Source organism: Arthrobacter subterraneus (assembly GCF_900099735.1).
Lineage (GTDB): Bacteria > Actinomycetota > Actinomycetes > Actinomycetales > Micrococcaceae > Arthrobacter_D > Arthrobacter_D subterraneus.
The window spans coordinates 27,253-42,898 of the sequence record NZ_FNDT01000001.1; the positions used below are offsets into that span (position 1 = coordinate 27,253).

The following is a 15,646-nucleotide window of genomic DNA, read 5'->3' on the forward strand; positions in this document are numbered from 1 at the left end:
TGTATGGCTTGCGCTCAACCCGGCGATTCAGTGACCAAGACTATCGGATCACCCGCGGATATCTTCCCAACCGGTCGCCTTCCGAAAGATGTCACGGAACGCCGGGTACATAGACTCGACGTAGGTTTCGGTCAGGTGGTTGTCATCTATATAGACGTGCATATTGCCCACAACCGGGTCGCAGGATCGTTCCGAACAGATCAGGTCCGTTGCATCGAAAAGCTTTGCTGCGTGCGGGTGGGCCACTTATCCACAGCTCGCGGGATTCTGGTGCGCAGCACCTCCCGGTCCCCCTACTGTCGAGACCATGGATCTGCACGTGACACTGGCCGCAGGTCCCGGCGTGCGCCTGGCAAGCGGCGGTTCCACGGAGGAAATAGTGATCACGGGGGCTCACCGGCTGAGTGGCACTCAGCTTTACGAACAGCTTTCACAGCGGGCCGACGGTCAGCACTTCCTGGTGGCCGGTGTGCCCGTACAGGAGCTTGTGGCCGGAGTTTCCCCCCTGACCCCCGGCGCCGTCATCGTCGCTGGGACGAGCCAGTGCCCGGATGTGTCCCCGTCCCGTCCCGGCACGCTGTTCTTCCTCGTCCGGTCCGGCCCCGATGCAGGCAAAACCGTGCCGCTTGTCCGGGGCACCTGCACAATCGGACGCAACGGGTCGGACATCACCCTCCACGATCCCCTGATGTCCCGCAGGCATGCATTGCTGACGGTCACCACGGAGGCGGTCACCCTGAGCGACCGGAACTCAGCGAACGGGGTCCGCGTGGATGGTTCGCGAATCAGCGAGAGTCCGGTGACCACAGACTCCGATATCCGCATCGGATCGAACCGCTGCGCCCTTATCCTGGCCGACACGCCGGTCGGGACCCCGCTCGCCGTGGACCTCAGCAAGCCCTGCCCGGTCAGGGCTGTCCCGCCGTCCGAGGCCAGCCGGTTGCTGATCGCGTCAGCGTTTCTGCCGCTTGTGTTGGGGGTTGTCCTCGCGGTGACCACCGGAATGTGGTTCTTTCTGGCCTTCAGCGCACTCTCGGCCGTGGCCGGCTCCGTTCCGTTGATCAACGCACGGAAAACACGGCGCACGTTCGCTGGAGCAGTTGAGACTGCCGTTGCTGCAGACAGTGAACGACGGCGGCGCGCAGCACCGGACCCGGCAGGGCTCGCTCTGGCCGCTCTACGGACAGGACACCCAGCCCTGGCGCAACCACCCCCACGATCCTTCGACGGGCACTACCTGCGGCTCGGAACCGCAGACCAGCCCGCGAATATCGAAGCCCGGCCGGCACCACCGGGGTGGCGGCCGCCCCTCATCCCCGAAATGCCGGTGCTGGTCCCCCTGACAGGGGAGGAAAACGGCGAGCCCATCGGGTTGGATGTCCGGGCACCACGGGGCACCCTGGATCGGGTCGCGAACCTGATACTGCTTCAGCTTTCCGCGCTCGGTGGAGCCGGCGAAATCCTGTGTCACGGTGCTGCCTCGGAACTGCCGCACAGTGCACGCTTCCTGCCGGGCGTCACGCTCACGTCCAACCCGGGACACTTCGCCGAAATGCTTGCAACGGGGAGATACTCCTCGGTTGTGGTTTTCGGTCCGGAACCTTCCCCGCCAGTTCCGGGCGCACGTATCTACCGGTTTTTCCCCTGCCAGGGACAGGAGGATGGAAGGTGGACCGTCGACTACTTCGAATCCGAGCCCGTTCTCAGGAGCCCCGGCGGCGTTCTCCCCTTCCACCCCGACTACGTGCGCGCCGGAACGTTCGAGATGATGGCCAGAGCGTTCGGGGCGGGGTCTGGTTCCGGCGCCGTTCCTACGGCGGAAGCTTCGGTGCCACCTGTAGTCGCCCTGACCGAATTATTCGCCGGTGACAGCCCCGGCATCCTGGGGAAGTGGCGCACCGCCTCGGAGGGCTTATGCCTGCGCACCATCGTCGGCTCCTCGGTTGCCGGGCCTCTGTCATTCGACCTGATTGCCGACGGCCCACACCTGCTCGTCGCGGGCACAACGGGGTCCGGGAAATCCGAGTTCCTCCGGTCGCTGGTTCTCGGCCTGTCGCTGCACCATCCGCCTGCAGAGCTCAACTTCATGTTCATTGACTTCAAGGGCGGCGCCGGGCTCGGCGGATTGGCGTCACTGCCGCACGTCACAGGAATGCTCACCGATCTGTCGCCAGAGACCGTATCGCGGGCCCTCGTTTCCCTCCGTGCGGAGGTGAAACGGCGCGAGTCTCTGTTTGCGGCAGTGCACGCTGCCGATTACGGCGAATACCGAGGCCTCAACGGCACCGGATTGCCGCGTCTCGTCATCGTCATTGACGAGTTCAGGATGCTCAGCGAGGAAGTCCCGGGGGCAGTGAACGATCTGATGCGGATCGCCGCCCTCGGACGTTCGCTCGGGATGCATCTCGTTCTCGCAACGCAACGACCCCAGGGCGCGATCACCTCGGAGATCCGGGCGAACATCACGGCAAGCGTCGTGTTGCGAATGCAGTCGGCCATGGAAGCCCAGGATCTCCTCGGTTCAGCCGCTGCCTCCTCCATTCCTGTCAACCGTCCCGGACGAGGCTACCTGCGGATAGCGTCCGGTCAACCAATTGAGTTCCAGACGGCAACGACGACGTCCCCCACCGGATACCCAACCTCCTCCATCATGTCCTTCGCCCAGTTTCTTTCCCGAGGCTCCCCTGGAGGCGGGACGGCAGGAGATGACATCGGTACCGCGCAGACCAGTCCCACCCTTCGGGACGATGTGCAGTCCCTGGTCAGCGCGGCAGGGAGGGCAGCGCGGGCACTGGGATCGCCGCCGCTCCGCCTGCCGGTTCTGCCACCGCTGCCGGAGGCACTTTCCCGCGCGGCTGCGGTGCCCGCCGACATCCTTCAGCTTGGGCTGCTGGACATACCCGAACGGCAGGCGCAGCGTCCGCTCCTCTGGGATCCCGGCCAACATTCGCATCTCGCGTTCATCGGCCAGCATGGAAGCGGGCGGGCGGTGGTCTGTGCCGCCGCCGAGCATCTGCGGTGTCTACCCGACCGGCACCTCTATCTGCTCGATGGTGACGCGAACCTGAGGTCGTGCCGGGATGCTCCCCAGGTCGGCGCCTACGTCACCGCCTCGGATGTCAGGAGGGCAGCACGGGTTCTGCAACGTCTCGCCGAACTGGTGGTTCATCGGCTCAACGGCGGCCCCGAATCCGCTGAAGCAGCTCCCGGCATCACAGTGTTCATTACCGGCTGGGGCCGGTGGGCGAGCGCCTTCCGCAACGGCCGCTTCGGCGGAGCTGAAGAGTCATTGCAGGACATCGTGCGCGACGGCGAGACCGCAGGAGTAGCTCTCGTTATTGCTGGGGAACGTGAACTCATCGTAAGCAGATTCTTTTCCCTGCTGCCCAACCGGCTGTACCTGCCGCTGGGAGCAAGCCCGGAAATGCTGCTCAGTTGGCCGAAGCTGCCTGCGATGGACCCGGTTCCCGGCAGGGCTCTCGCACAGGGCCGTATCAGCCCGGATGCGCAGGCCGTTGCCCAGCTGATCATGGAACAGGGAGAGCTCCCGGACATGCCCCCCGCACAGCGGCCATTCCGGGTTGCGGCGCTCCCGCATACTCTCGAGAGTTCGGAGCTCAGCCCCCGGCCATCCGACGGGCGGACCGCGCACATCCCGATCGGTGTGGGCGGGGATGACCTTTCACCGGTCCATCTCAGTATGCCGCCGAGGACGGCCGGGCTGATTGTCGGAGGAGCCGGAACAGGCAAGTCCCGGACGCTCGATCTGATTGCAGTGCAGGCCCCGCGGTCGCTGCCCTGTCTGCGTCCGGGGCCGGAAGCGGACCCCTTTTCCTACTGGAGACGCCCCGAAGTGGCGCAGCAATCTGCAGGCTCCCTATTGCTTGTCGACGACGTTGATCTGCTACCCCGCGAGATTCAGCAGCAGCTCGCCGCAATGGTGGCAGCGGGCGCGCGGGCGGTTTTCTCGGCAACGCCCTCCCCCAGCCTGGTCACGAACCCGGCGCTGACAGCCGTCCGCGTCAATCCGTTGGGAATCGTGCTTGGGCCCCATTCGCCCGCGGACGGCGAAGTGTTCGGCCTGCGTCTTGAGGTGAACGGCACGCCGCCGCCCGGGCGCGCTGTGCTGGTGGGAATGCGCCGGTCAACGGAGATACAGCTCGCCCGGCATGAACCGGTCAGACCTGATCGGTAGCAGCATTCCTGAGCAGTAACAGCGTCCCCGGTACAGCGTTCCCGGTTCAGGAGCGGCTTCCTGGGCGCCGCGGGCGCTATCAGAGCACCGGCGTACTGTTCTCGCCGCTCCTGTTGGTGTATTCCACTACCGGCCGGGTGAAGAGCTGGTGCACCACAAGGACTGCCGGCACCAAAAGCATGAGCCCGACCCACAGCACCCCACCGGTCAGTGTCGGGACGGCCACGACGATTGCGAAAAATTGAAAGACCAATGCAGCGGAGCGCGTCCACCGGTATCCCCGGAAGAAGAAGTGAGCCACCACGAGAAGCCAGCCTGCAAAGAGCAGCAAAAGAGCCAGCATGAAGACGGCGCCGCCCAGGGACGTCGGCGTGCTGGTCAGGAGTCCTGCGATGAACCAGCCGGCAACGGCAAGCAAAGCGGCTGCCTCACAGAGCAGGATTACCGCGATGATGGTGACCCCGCGTGGGCGGGGCGTCCTGTCAGTGTGGGGCAGTCCGGAGGGTCTTGACACAGTGGCACCCTACCGGACATAGTCGTTCACAGCTACGGTCGCTTTGCCGGATGTCAACTGTGTGACGCATCCCTCATGGTTTGAGCATATTGCCTCATGGTTACCCCTTGTTTGCGTGCGCGTAACGTGACAGCGTTAATGAAGGAAAATGTGGGGGGCCGTAGTGGCCCCCTTTACTATGACACCCCTCGTGAATGTTTTCACAAAGCTCGCGAGTCGTAAGGAGAAAGTGATCAGCATGGACTGGCGTAGCCGCGCTGCCTGCCTAGACAAGGACCCGGAACTGTTCTTCCCGGTCGGCAACACAGGGCCCGCCCTGCTTCAGATCGAAGAGGCCAAGAGCGTTTGCCGCCGCTGCCAGGTCGTCGACACCTGCCTCCAGTGGGCGATCGAATCCGGTCAGGACGCCGGCGTGTGGGGCGGCATGAGCGAGGACGAGCGGCGCGCACTCAAGCGCCGCGCCGCCCGGGCCCGGCGTGCTTCCTAACGTACCTGTACAGCCAGGTTTGAGGGAGGGCATCATGGATGCCCTCCCTTTTTGGTTCCGGGATTCTCCACAGGTCCCCGGGAAACCGGGAAACCGGGAAACCGGGAAACCGGGAAACCGGGAAACCGGGAACTCTCGATTCAGGATCGGCGAGGAGCGGGTTTGTTGGGATCCGGTTTCCGCCTTGCACCCCGGATGCCCATTTCAATGGTCACAACGGTGCCGCCGCCCTCACGTGACGTCCACTCGATGGTGCCGCCGAGCTCACTCATCACGAGTGTCCTCACGATCTGCAGGCCCAGCCCTTCGCTGTAGCCTTCAGGCGGCAGTCCCGCGCCGTCATCCATGATCGCCACAGTGAGCATTTCGCCTTCGTCATCCATGCTCCGGTCGGCTTTCAGCCAGACCGTCCCCGGCCGGTCCGCAAGCCCATGTTCGACGGCGTTGGTCACCAGTTCGTTGATGACCAGTGCAAGCGGCGTGGCGAAATCACTGGGCAGTTCTCCGAACTCGCCGGCCCTCTCCGTGCGCACCGCCTGGTTTGGCGATGCCACTTCCGCTGAGAGGCGAAACTGGCGGGCGATAAGTTCGTCGAAATCCACGTTCTGGGACAGACCTTGCGAAAGGGTCTCATGAACCAGCGCGATCGTGGCCACGCGCCGCATCGCCTGCTCCAGACCCTGTTTCGCTTCATCACTGACCATGCGCCGTGACTGCATTCTCAGGAGCGCGGCAACAGTCTGCAGGTTGTTTTTCACACGGTGATGGATTTCCCGGATGGTGGCGTCCTTGGACACCAGTTCCATTTCCCTGCGTCTCAGCTCTGACACGTCCCGGCACAACACCAGCGCGCCGAAACGCTGCTTCTCATCGCGAAGGGGGATGGCCCGCAGCGACAGGCTTACCCCCCGGGACTCGATCTCGGTCCGCCAGGGCATCTTGCCCGTCAACACGAGCGGGAGCGTTTCGTCGACCATCCTGCGGTCCTTGAGCAGAGACGTCACGATCTCGGCCAGTGGACGTCCTTCAAGGGTCTCAACATCCCCGAGCCGCCGGAATGCTGAGACACCGTTGGGGCTGGCGTACTGCACAACGCCGTCAACGTCCAGCCTGATCAGCCCGTCGCCGACGCGCGGCGCACCGCGCCTGGACCCGGTGGGAGTTGCGAAGTCCGGCCAGAGTCCCAGGGTGCCCATTCGCAGCAGATCATAGGCGCACTGGCGGTAGGTCAGTTCCAACCGGGATGGCATGCGCGAACTGGACAGGTCCATATGCGAAGTGACGACGGCGAGCGTTCGCCCGTTCCGCACCATGGGCACCGCCTCGACGCGCATTGCCATCTCGGTGGTCCAGTTGGTTTCCCCGGACCGCTCGATCTGCTGGCTTGCCCACGCCTTGTCCACCAGCGGCTGAAGGTCCGCCCGGATCCGCTCCCCCACGAAGTCGCTGTGGAAAACCGTGTGCGAAGTCGACGGGCGGACGTGCGCCAGGGCGACATAACCGCCGTCGTGCAGGGGGAACCACAGCGCCAGGTCAGCGAACGCAAGGTCAGCGACCATCTGCCAGTCGCCCACAAGCAAGTGCAGCCACTCGGCATCTCCCGGAGCGAAACCTGCATGTTCCCGGATCGGATCCGTGAAGATTGCCACCTATGACTCCCTTACTGCCGCACGATGGAACGCAGCAAGCGTAGTGCAACCGAGAGCGATGCCATGTCATCGCGCTCCAGCTGGTTCACCTCTGCGAACATCTTCTTCGCGCGGTCCAGATGTTCAGCGTTGAGCTGTTCCCATTCCTGAAGCCTGTGGGACGCGTCGGCCGATTCCAAATGTGACGAACTGTTCATCACCGAAACCGTCATTTCCGACACAGTGGAGTAGAGGTCGTCGCGGAGGGCGGCCCGGGCCAGTGCCTGCCAGCGGTCTTCCCTGGGTAGTGCGGTGATGCGCTCCAACAGGTTGTCGATGTTGAAACGGTCGTAGATCGCGTAGTACACCTCAGCGATCCTTTCGACCGGCTCATCCACGCGGCGTGAGATGAGCGCGACGTCGAGCAGGCCGAACGACTCGAACTGCTCCGCCCAGTGTTGGGCAATGGAATCGGGCAGACCCCACTCCTCAGCCTTCTCGAACCATTGGCGAACCCGTTCGAGATCCCCGCCGCGCACGTAATGGATCAGCCGCGTGCGCAGCGGATCTATCAGCGGTTTGAACGCCTCGATATCCTCTTGCACCGTTGTACCCCGGCCGACGTGGTTGACGAACCACCGCACGGCGCGGTCCAGCAGCCGCCGGATGTCCAGGTGCACTGTTGTCCAGTGTTCGGTCGGGAAACTCGGCGGCAGCTCCGCAAGGGCTGCGATGATCCGGTCCAGGTCGTAGATTTCCCGCAGCGCAACGAACGCGCGTGCCACAACCAGCTGGTTGACCGAGGTCTCTTCCATGACCCGGAAGACAAAGGTGATTCCACCCATATTGACCATGTCGTTCGCGATGACCGTGGAGATGATTTCGCGGCGCAGGGGGTGGCTGTCCAGTTCATCGTCGAACCGCTCGACGACCTGATGGGGAAAATAGCTCCGAAGAGTGCGCTTGAACCACGGGTCGTCGGCGAGGTCGCTTCGGGTGAGGGCCTTGGTCAGCTCAATTTTCGCGTAGGCGGCGAGGACCGACAGCTCCGGGGAGGTAAGGCCCTGGCCACGCTCGACCCGAGCGCGAAGCTCCTTCGTGGAGGGAAGTGCTTCAAGGTCCCGGTTCAGGTCGGCGTGGGTCTCGAGCCAGTCCATCATCCGTTCAAAACTCGGGCTCCATTCCAGTACACGCTGCCGGTCATTGAGCAACAGCACGTTCTGGTCGATGTTGTCCTGGAGCACAAGGTCAGCGACCTCGTCAGTCATGGAATGCAGGAACTCCGCGCGCTCTTCTGCAGGAAGCTTGCCGATGCGAACCATCCGGTCGACGAAGATCTTGATATTGACCTCATGGTCCGAGCAGTCAACACCCGCGGAGTTGTCGATCGCGTCCGTATTGATGATGACACCGTTGAGCGCCGCTTCAATCCGGCCCCGTTGTGTCATTCCGAGGTTTCCACCCTCGCCGACAACCCGGGCACGCAACTGGTTCCCATTGACCCTGATTGCGTCGTTCGCCTTGTCACCGACCTCGCTGTGAGTCTCCGTTGAAGCCTTCACATAGGTACCGATGCCGCCGTTGTAGAGCAGGTCCACCGGTGCGGTGAGAATAGCGCGCAGCAGTTCGGGAGGACTCAGGCTGGTGATGGAATCGTCAAGGCCCAGCACCTTCCTCACCTGCCCGCTGATCGGAACCGTCTTCAGGTGGCGCGCATAGACACCACCGCCCTCGCTGATCAGCTCCGGGTTGTAGTCAGCCCAACTCGACCGTGGAAGCTCGAAAAGCCGTTTGCGCTCAGCGAACGACGCCGACGCGTCCGGATTGGGGTCCAGGAAGATATGGCGGTGGTCAAACGCCGCAACAAGCCGGATATGCGTCGAAAGCAGCATCCCGTTGCCGAAGACGTCACCACTCATGTCGCCGACGCCGGCGACGGTGAAGTCCTCGGTCTGGGTGTCCACACCGAACTCGCTGAAGTGCCGCTTGACAGATTCCCATGCTCCGCGGGCGGTGATCCCCATCGCCTTGTGGTCATACCCGACTGATCCGCCGGAGGCAAAAGCGTCTCCCAGCCAGAAACCATATTCGGCTGAGAGCTCGTTGGCGATGTCCGAGAAGGCTGCGGTTCCCTTGTCCGCAGCCACCACAAGGTAGCTGTCGTCGCCGTCGTGCCGCACAACCCTCTCGGGCGGGACAACCCGCTCGCCCTGCTCGGTGGTCACAAGGTTGTCGGTAATGTCCAGGAGCGCACGGATGAACGTGCGGTAGCTGGCCTGACCTTCCGCCATCCACGCCGCGCGGTCGTGGGTGGGATCCGGCAACTGCTTCGCGTAAAAACCGCCCTTCGCACCCGTGGGCACGATCACCGCATTCTTGACTGTCTGGGCCTTCACCAGGCCAAGAATTTCAGTACGGAAGTCCTCCCGACGGTCCGACCAGCGCAATCCGCCGCGTGCGATGTCCCCGAAGCGGAGATGGACTCCTTCGATCTGCGGCGAGTACACCCAGATCTCGAACTTCGGTCTGGGGTGCGGGGCACCTTCGATCGCGGAGGTGTTGAGCTTGAAGCTGATGTGGTGCTTGTCCTGGAAGTAGTTTGTCCGCAGGGTCGCTTCAATGACGTTCGCGAGGGTGCGAAGAACACGGTCCGCGTCCAGCGTTGGAACCTGTTCAAGGTGCGAGTCCAGTGTCCGGCGGACGCTCTCGGTTGCCTCTTCCCGCTCCGTGCTGTTCAGGTCCGGATCGAACCGTGCCTCGAAGAGCGCAATGAGCCCTCGCGTCACCTCGGGGTTGGCGAGCAGCGTGTCGCTGATGAACCCGTACGAGTTCATGTTTCCCATTTGCCGCATGTACTTTGCGTAGCTGCGCAGAATGGCCACCTGCCGCCACCCGAGATTTTCCCGCAGCACCAACCGGTCAAAGGAATCCGACTCACTGGCATTCCTGACCGCAGCCGCAAACGCCTCCTCAAGCAGCCCACCCGTACCCTGGGGATCAATTCCCTGCGGATACCGCAACCCAAGGTCGTAGAGGAAAAAGTCCCTGCCGTCAGCCCGGTCGATCTCGAACGGGCGCTCGTCGAGCACTTCCAGCCCGAGGTTATGCAGGAACGGAAGAATCTGGCTGAGGCTCTTCGGCTCGGTCAGGTACAGCTTGAGCCGGGCGTCCTCTTCCAGGTGCTCCCCGGCCCCCGGCGGCACGTAGACATGCATGATCGGACCGCTGGTGTCGGTGCGGTCGTAGGTGGAGAAGCGTTCGATATCTTCGAGCGCGTCCTCGACTTCGTAGTCCACCCTGTACGCCGCTGGAAATGCTTCGGCCCAGAGGTGGGAAAAGCGGTCGGCATCCTTCCGGCTGAACCGGCGGCGCGCTACCTCATCGATGCCTTCCGACCAGGAACGGGCCGCCATGACGAGCCGCTGTTCGAGTTCGGATACCTCAACGTGCGCTACCTCCGCGCCCTTGGGGAGCCGGATCCGGAAGAACAGGCGGGCGAGGGCGGACTCACTCATCCGTGCCTCGTAGTCGATGGATTCGGCATTGAATGTGCGCCGCAGCTCGTCCTCGATGCGCAGCCGCACGCTGGTCGTGTAGCGGTCGCGCGGCAGATAGACCAGCGCCGACATGAAGCGCCCGTATGTGTCCGGGCGAAGGAACAGCCGGGTACGCCGCCGCTCCTGAAGTCGGAGGATTCCCATGGCCGTATTGACCAGGTCATCGACATCGATCTGGAAGAGCTCGTCACGGGGATACGTCTCAAGGATTGAGAGCAGGTCCTTGCCCGAGTGGGAGTCCGAGGGGAAGCCGCAACGGCGAAGCACCTCGTTGACCTTGTCCCGGACGATGGGCACATTGCGCACCGATCCGGTGTAGGCACTGGTGGCAAACAGCCCGATAAAACGCCGTTCACCGCAGACGTTGCCCTGGCTGTCGAACCGTTTGATTCCGATGTAGTCGAGATAGGCTGCGCGGTGAACTGTCGACCTGGAGTTGGCCTTGGTGATGACCAGCGGCTGCTTCTCACGGGCCTTGTCCCTGCCGGCCTGCGTCAGGTGCTGGATCTGCCGGGTGTCGATCGGGTGACGAAGCAGACCCAGGCCGCTGTCCTCGACGACGCGCAGTACGTCCTCACCGTCTTCTGTCTCAAGGTCGTACTCCTTGAAACCGAGGAAGGTGAAGTTTCCCTGGTCCAGCCACGCAAGTAACTCGCGCGCCTGCTCCAATCCCGGCACACCGGCGTTTTCGGGCACTGCCTTCAGGGTTTCCGACACTTCGCGCAGTTTGCTGCGCATCGCGGTCCAGTCTTCAACCGCGATGCGAACGTCCGAAAGTACCCGGTGCAGTCCCTCAATGACTTCCCGACGGCGGGACTCGTCGCCGATCCGGCCCACCTCGACCGCCATCCAGGACTCGACGTGGGCGCTCACGTCGCTCCCAGCCACCAGTTCGGCCACGTTGGGAAGAGCTGCGGTATCCCCGCTCGACAGGCCCGCCGAGGAAGGAACGCGCCGGAGCCGCACGAGTTCGGACGTCGCCCGGTCCCGCACCGCCACGAATGTGGGGTGTACGACCAGCCGGATTGCGGCCTGCTGCCTGACGAGTTCCGCCGTGACGGAGTCAACGAGGAAGGGCATGTCATCCGTGACGATCATGACGATGCTTGCATCGTCCTGATCGAGGACGCCGATCCGTGCCTCGCCTGTCGGCCGGACAGCCGCCAGCGACCGGTGCTCAAGTGCACGCTGGTTGAGGGCATCCGGCGAGTAGGCGCCGGCGTCGTCGTCCGCGAGGTGCTGGTAGTAATGCTCGATGAACTCGGTGAGTGAAGTGTCAGAGCTGGACTGGTCCGTGGTGCTGGATCCAGACGACATGAAACGCCTCCGTAACGAAATGAAAGGCCGCCCCTTTGCGACCCCTTACTGAGAGAGCCTAACGCCGTTGTCGGAAAACTTCATTTCGCTGTGGCTTGGTCCAGCAGAGCTCCGCCTGCGTTGTTCAACCGGTGCATCGGCCAGCGCCGCGATTGCCTGGCGAAGCGGGGACGCCGGGGCGGTTTCCCGGAGTGCGGCCCCCCTGAGAAGCGCTGCGTCAGCTGAGTCAAAGTCAGCTGGGACGAACGCCGAAATCGGTACCGGAGGACCGAACCGCTCCCACGCCTCCCGGAGCTGACGCTCCGGCGAACGGCCAACCGATGCTGCACGTACCTTGTTGAGAACCACCCGGGGCGAGGCTGTGGGCACCGCATCCTGCAGTTCCGCCAGTGCCCGGACCAGACGGGGCACACCGATCGAATCAGCCGAACCGACCGCGATAATCTGCTCAGCCAGTTCCAGGCAGCGCAGCGTCGCACCGTTCCGGCGCGGAGCCATCGTGTCGAAGCTTAGCTCCTCGTCCGCTTCCAGCCCGAAAGCACAGTCGACCACGACGGTGTCGAATACCGACCGTGCAAGTGCGAGCAGCCGGGTGAGCGCGGACGGTCTCAGTTCAGCCCACCGGTCTGCACGGGTGACACCGGTCAGCACATACAGCGGAAGACCGTCGAAAGTTACTTCAATACAGGTTCTCTCAAGCGTAGGTGCGTCAAGGATTCCCTGGTCGGCCAGACGGCAGGCGTGTACTATACCGGCGGATTCATCGAGCAGCCCCAGAAACGCGGCAACGCTCGCGCCGTAAGTGTCAGCATCCATGAGCAGGACCTTCGAGCCGCCGGCTGCCAGTTCAGCGGCCAGATTGACCGACACCGTTGTCCGGCCCGGCGCACCGGTTGGACCCCAGATAACCAGCACCTTCCCGTTGCCCGGGAGTTCGTTGTCATCCGACGGAGACGGGACCCTGGGATCGAGGGAATGCGAGGTGTCGCCGAATGCATGGCCGGGCGAGCCGCCGCTTTGCTGGCGCTCGAGGTCCGCCACCGCGGCGGTGACTTCCCCGGCAAGTACAGCGGGCTCCACCGTTGTCGGCACATACCGCACCTCGAGGGCACGCAATCGCTCCCGGGCCTCATTGTCATCGGTCAGGGCAACGACGGCGACGTCGGCGGCGCGCAGTCGCTCCACGAGCGTGGACGTGATTTCACCTGCTTCAAAGGCGATAAGTGCTGCGCGCGCGATCCCGGTCTGACAGGCAGCGACCATCTCGGTGAATTCCTCGCAGCGCCGAACCACCGTGACCGGTCCGCGAAGCTGCTCCAGGCCCGTTACGCAGTCACCCGCGGCACGCCCCACTGTGACAACCGGGATGCTCATTGCGCACCCGCGTTGACGACCACGGCAATCCTCGACTCATTGGACAACGCGTCAAGGAGAGCGGGAAGGGTCTCATCATCGACAAGCACAAAGATCCTTGCCGATTGGGCGGCGCCAAGGGCTGAATCCTCGCGGGTGTACTCATAAATTTCGGCAGCTTCCAGAAGCAGGTCAGGCGTGCCGAATCCGTTTCCCTCGCCCCGCGGCGAGACCCAGACGTCCACCCGGTCGCCCGTGGCGGTGCCGGCAGGCAAGGGATCCTCGACGGTGAGGCCCACGGGGTTGCGATCGAGTGAGTCAGCCACTCCCACTCCGTCGGAAGGGAGCAGCTCACCGGCCGATACAAACCGCGTCGCGACTGCGTTATCCGGAATGCCCTCGCCCGCCGTCCGGTATGACCCCTCGACATCGCCGAGCCTTACGTCAACGATGCGGAGGTCCTGATCGGTAAGCTCCGACCCGACAGGCAAATCCGCACGGGCCGCGTACACTCCGGTGGTCTTGTCCGCGCCCTCGACGAGCGCGATGACACCGGCGGTGGAGGCACATACCAGCAGCACACCGACGAGAAGGCGCGGATCCTTCCAGGATGGCTTGCGTAGACGAACCGGCGCAGGTGCGCCGGCCGGACTGTCGATTCTGAGACTCACATTTCCCCTGTTCCCCGCCGTTCGCGGCGTGATTTTCAGGTCTACACGCCATCAGCAATTCTCTGCCAGTAAACAGGCAAATGGAAACCAACCGAAGGAATCGGCAACAAACTGTGGATATCGTCGTTCTCCGAACCACGGAGTGGCAAGATGGTTGAAGAACGTATTCTTGCGTGGATCGGGAGGAAGACGGCTTTCATGGCAGAGAAACGGTTCATGACACTTGCAGATGTGGGCGAAGTTCTCAACATCTCGTCGTCTCAGACCTACGCCCTGGTACGCTCCGGCGAACTCCCTGCAATTCAGGTCGGCGGCCGCGGACAGTGGCGGGTGGAGACCCAGGTCCTTGAGGACTATATTGCCCGTGCCTACCAAAAGACGGCAGCCAGCGTGAGGGACGGTCTGCACGCGGAGCATGACGCCTAGGCACATGGTCCGGCGCCGATCGGGGGCGGCACCCTACTCAGGGTGCCGCCCCCACTCATTCCCCGTGGTCCGTACCGACTAACGGGAAGCAACCGCTGCGATTCCTGAGAAGGGAACGGCATAAACGGTGGTGACCCGCGCCGAGCGCCGCACCTCCCCGGGCAACACAGCCGCGATCTCGAAGAAATCCCTTCCAACACGGTCTATTGTTCCCTCGATTCGACCACGGCCGTCCGTTCTGTGAACCGCGACCGGCCTGCGTTCCCGGGCCAGGGTCCGGAGAGCCGAGCCGAGCCCGAGCGCCGCCTGAACACGGGATGTCTCGCCTGCGATCCGCCGGCCCAGTCCTTCCACATGCTGAATGGCACCCAGCCGGACCAGTGTCTCCGCTGCCGCCGTACTCAGGACCAGCCACTCTGACCCCAGGTGCGTCAGTTCTCCCTCAAAGAGGTCTCCGCCCGAGGTTCCCACCTTCAGCGTCAGCCCTACCTGTCCGCGAAGACGCTCCGCAAGAGTCACCATCCCTTGGTCCCGACGGACCCGGTCGGCTATTTCAGCCTCCCGCTCGCCCCATTCAGCGGCCTCCAGCTGGGCTTCCATGTCTTCGAAAAGGGCTTTCCAGCGCATCAGCCCACCCTACGGCTGGGGATTTATATCGGTCAACCTGTAGACATCAAACGCGATACAGGATAGACATAGCTCATCAAACCACATCAAACTACATCAAACTTGCTAAAAGAGGCCGGAATGAGATCAGGAATATTGTCATCGCTGCTCGCGCTTGGGGTTCTGCTGCCGGGGAGCGCCCTATTGGTCGCGGGGACGTCCCTCCTGAATGGCCACAGGTCGACCGCTGTGCCCTCGGGGCTGACCTCGCTGGTGGGGATGGGCGTCACCATGTTCGGGATGCTCGTCCTGCTTTGGCTGGGCTTCAGTTTCTTCGCCGCCCTTGCAGCGGAGCTGCTTGTCCGGCGGGGCCACGATCACGTGGCCCGCTGCCTGGGTGTGTTCGTCCCCATATTCATGCGCCGGGCTGCCTGCCTGGCATTGGGCACGAGCCTCGTGGCCGCACAGCCTGCCTATGCACATGCGGATCCGGCCGCCTCATCCCCCGCAGTGACCGCGCCCCTGGAGGCCCCTGGAGAACCATCGGATCTCGACCCCCAGTGGATTCCGGTCGAGTCACCCCGCGTACTGGGGCCGTCCTGGCAACCGACAGTCCTGCCGCCCGGCGGTGGTCTGCTGGTCAAAGAAGTCCGCGAGGGCCGGTCCATCATGACCCCGGCTACAGCGGAAATCATCGTGCGGCCCGGCGACTCGCTGTGGGCAATTGCGGCCCGCCACCTCGGACCCCAGGCAACCGACGTCCGGATCGCCGAAGCCTGGCCTCACTGGCATGCAGCAAATAGAGACCTCATCGGGGATAACCCGGACCTGCTTCAACCCGGGCAGGCACTCCGTCCTCCGGCGGCTACGCCGACACAATCGAAATAGGGTG

Annotated in this window: 11 protein-coding genes; 4 read left to right on the plus strand and 7 right to left on the minus strand. The window is 63.6% G+C overall.

Annotated elements, in window-relative coordinates; translation table 11 throughout:
- Positions 1-48: 48 nt before the first annotated feature.
- On the minus strand, positions 49-246 hold the full coding sequence (locus BLS52_RS18735; protein ID WP_026544128.1) for an SGNH hydrolase domain-containing protein: 198 nt from the start codon (positions 244-246) through the stop codon (positions 49-51).
- Positions 247-307: 61 nt separating this feature from the next.
- Here BLS52_RS18735 and BLS52_RS00125 point away from each other — a divergent pair, with 61 nt between their 5' ends.
- Complete coding sequence (locus BLS52_RS00125) at positions 308-4,195, plus strand: FtsK/SpoIIIE domain-containing protein (protein ID WP_090584084.1); 3,888 nt, start codon at positions 308-310, stop codon at positions 4,193-4,195.
- A 79-nt stretch (positions 4,196-4,274) separates the two neighbouring features.
- Here the strand turns inward: BLS52_RS00125 and BLS52_RS00130 are convergent, their stop codons facing one another.
- Positions 4,275-4,709, minus strand: a complete 435-nt coding sequence (locus BLS52_RS00130; RefSeq protein WP_245702629.1) for a hypothetical protein — start codon at positions 4,707-4,709, stop codon at positions 4,275-4,277.
- Positions 4,710-4,947: 238 nt separating this feature from the next.
- On the opposite strand from BLS52_RS00130, the gene BLS52_RS00135 reads away from it, so the two are divergent.
- A complete protein-coding gene (locus BLS52_RS00135; RefSeq protein ID WP_026544131.1) occupies positions 4,948-5,196 on the plus strand; it encodes a WhiB family transcriptional regulator in 249 nt (82 codons plus the stop codon).
- A gap of 140 nt (positions 5,197-5,336) precedes the next feature.
- Here the strand turns inward: BLS52_RS00135 and BLS52_RS00140 are convergent, their stop codons facing one another.
- From BLS52_RS00140 to BLS52_RS00155, 4 genes are read right to left on the minus strand one after another with little or no spacing between them, the layout of a single operon-like run.
- Positions 5,337-6,845, minus strand: a complete 1,509-nt coding sequence (locus BLS52_RS00140; RefSeq protein ID WP_090584085.1) for a sensor histidine kinase — start codon at positions 6,843-6,845, stop codon at positions 5,337-5,339.
- Between the two features lie 11 nt (positions 6,846-6,856).
- Positions 6,857-11,698: an NAD-glutamate dehydrogenase gene (locus BLS52_RS00145; protein ID WP_090584086.1), complete on the minus strand. Its 4,842-nt coding sequence runs from the start codon at positions 11,696-11,698 to the stop codon at positions 6,857-6,859.
- A 45-nt stretch (positions 11,699-11,743) separates the two neighbouring features.
- A complete protein-coding gene (locus BLS52_RS00150; protein ID WP_090584087.1) occupies positions 11,744-13,072 on the minus strand; it encodes a CpaE/TadZ family protein in 1,329 nt (442 codons plus the stop codon).
- Complete coding sequence (locus tag BLS52_RS00155) at positions 13,069-13,722, minus strand: SAF domain-containing protein (protein ID WP_090584088.1); 654 nt, start codon at positions 13,720-13,722, stop codon at positions 13,069-13,071. The genes BLS52_RS00150 and BLS52_RS00155 overlap by 4 nt, the downstream gene beginning before the upstream one ends.
- Before the next feature lie 198 nt (positions 13,723-13,920).
- Here BLS52_RS00155 and BLS52_RS00160 point away from each other — a divergent pair, with 198 nt between their 5' ends.
- Positions 13,921-14,148, plus strand: a complete 228-nt coding sequence (locus BLS52_RS00160) for a helix-turn-helix domain-containing protein (RefSeq protein WP_090584467.1) — start codon at positions 13,921-13,923, stop codon at positions 14,146-14,148.
- 78 nt (positions 14,149-14,226) lie between these two features.
- Here the strand turns inward: BLS52_RS00160 and BLS52_RS00165 are convergent, their stop codons facing one another.
- Complete coding sequence (locus BLS52_RS00165; protein WP_090584089.1) at positions 14,227-14,775, minus strand: hypothetical protein; 549 nt, start codon at positions 14,773-14,775, stop codon at positions 14,227-14,229.
- Between the two features lie 120 nt (positions 14,776-14,895).
- On the opposite strand from BLS52_RS00165, the gene BLS52_RS00170 reads away from it, so the two are divergent.
- Entirely contained in the window at positions 14,896-15,642 is a 747-nt protein-coding gene (locus BLS52_RS00170; protein WP_139186206.1) for a LysM peptidoglycan-binding domain-containing protein, read from the plus strand.
- The last annotated feature ends 4 nt before the right edge of the window (positions 15,643-15,646 follow it).

Excerpts from the sequence above, each read along its gene's own strand:
- BLS52_RS00125 (WP_090584084.1), top strand. The coding sequence starts at position 308 with ATGGATCTGCACGTGACACTGGCCGCAGGTCCCGGCGTGCGCCTGGCA.
- BLS52_RS00135 (WP_026544131.1), top strand. The coding sequence starts at position 4,948 with ATGGACTGGCGTAGCCGCGCTGCCTGCCTAGACAAGGACCCGGAACTG.
- BLS52_RS00145 (WP_090584086.1), bottom strand. The coding sequence starts at position 11,698 with ATGTCGTCTGGATCCAGCACCACGGACCAGTCCAGCTCTGACACTTCA.
- BLS52_RS00150 (WP_090584087.1), bottom strand. The coding sequence starts at position 13,072 with ATGAGCATCCCGGTTGTCACAGTGGGGCGTGCCGCGGGTGACTGCGTA.
- BLS52_RS00160 (WP_090584467.1), top strand. The coding sequence starts at position 13,921 with ATGGCAGAGAAACGGTTCATGACACTTGCAGATGTGGGCGAAGTTCTC.
- BLS52_RS00165 (WP_090584089.1), bottom strand. The coding sequence starts at position 14,775 with ATGCGCTGGAAAGCCCTTTTCGAAGACATGGAAGCCCAGCTGGAGGCC.
- BLS52_RS00170 (WP_139186206.1), top strand. The coding sequence starts at position 14,896 with ATGAGATCAGGAATATTGTCATCGCTGCTCGCGCTTGGGGTTCTGCTG.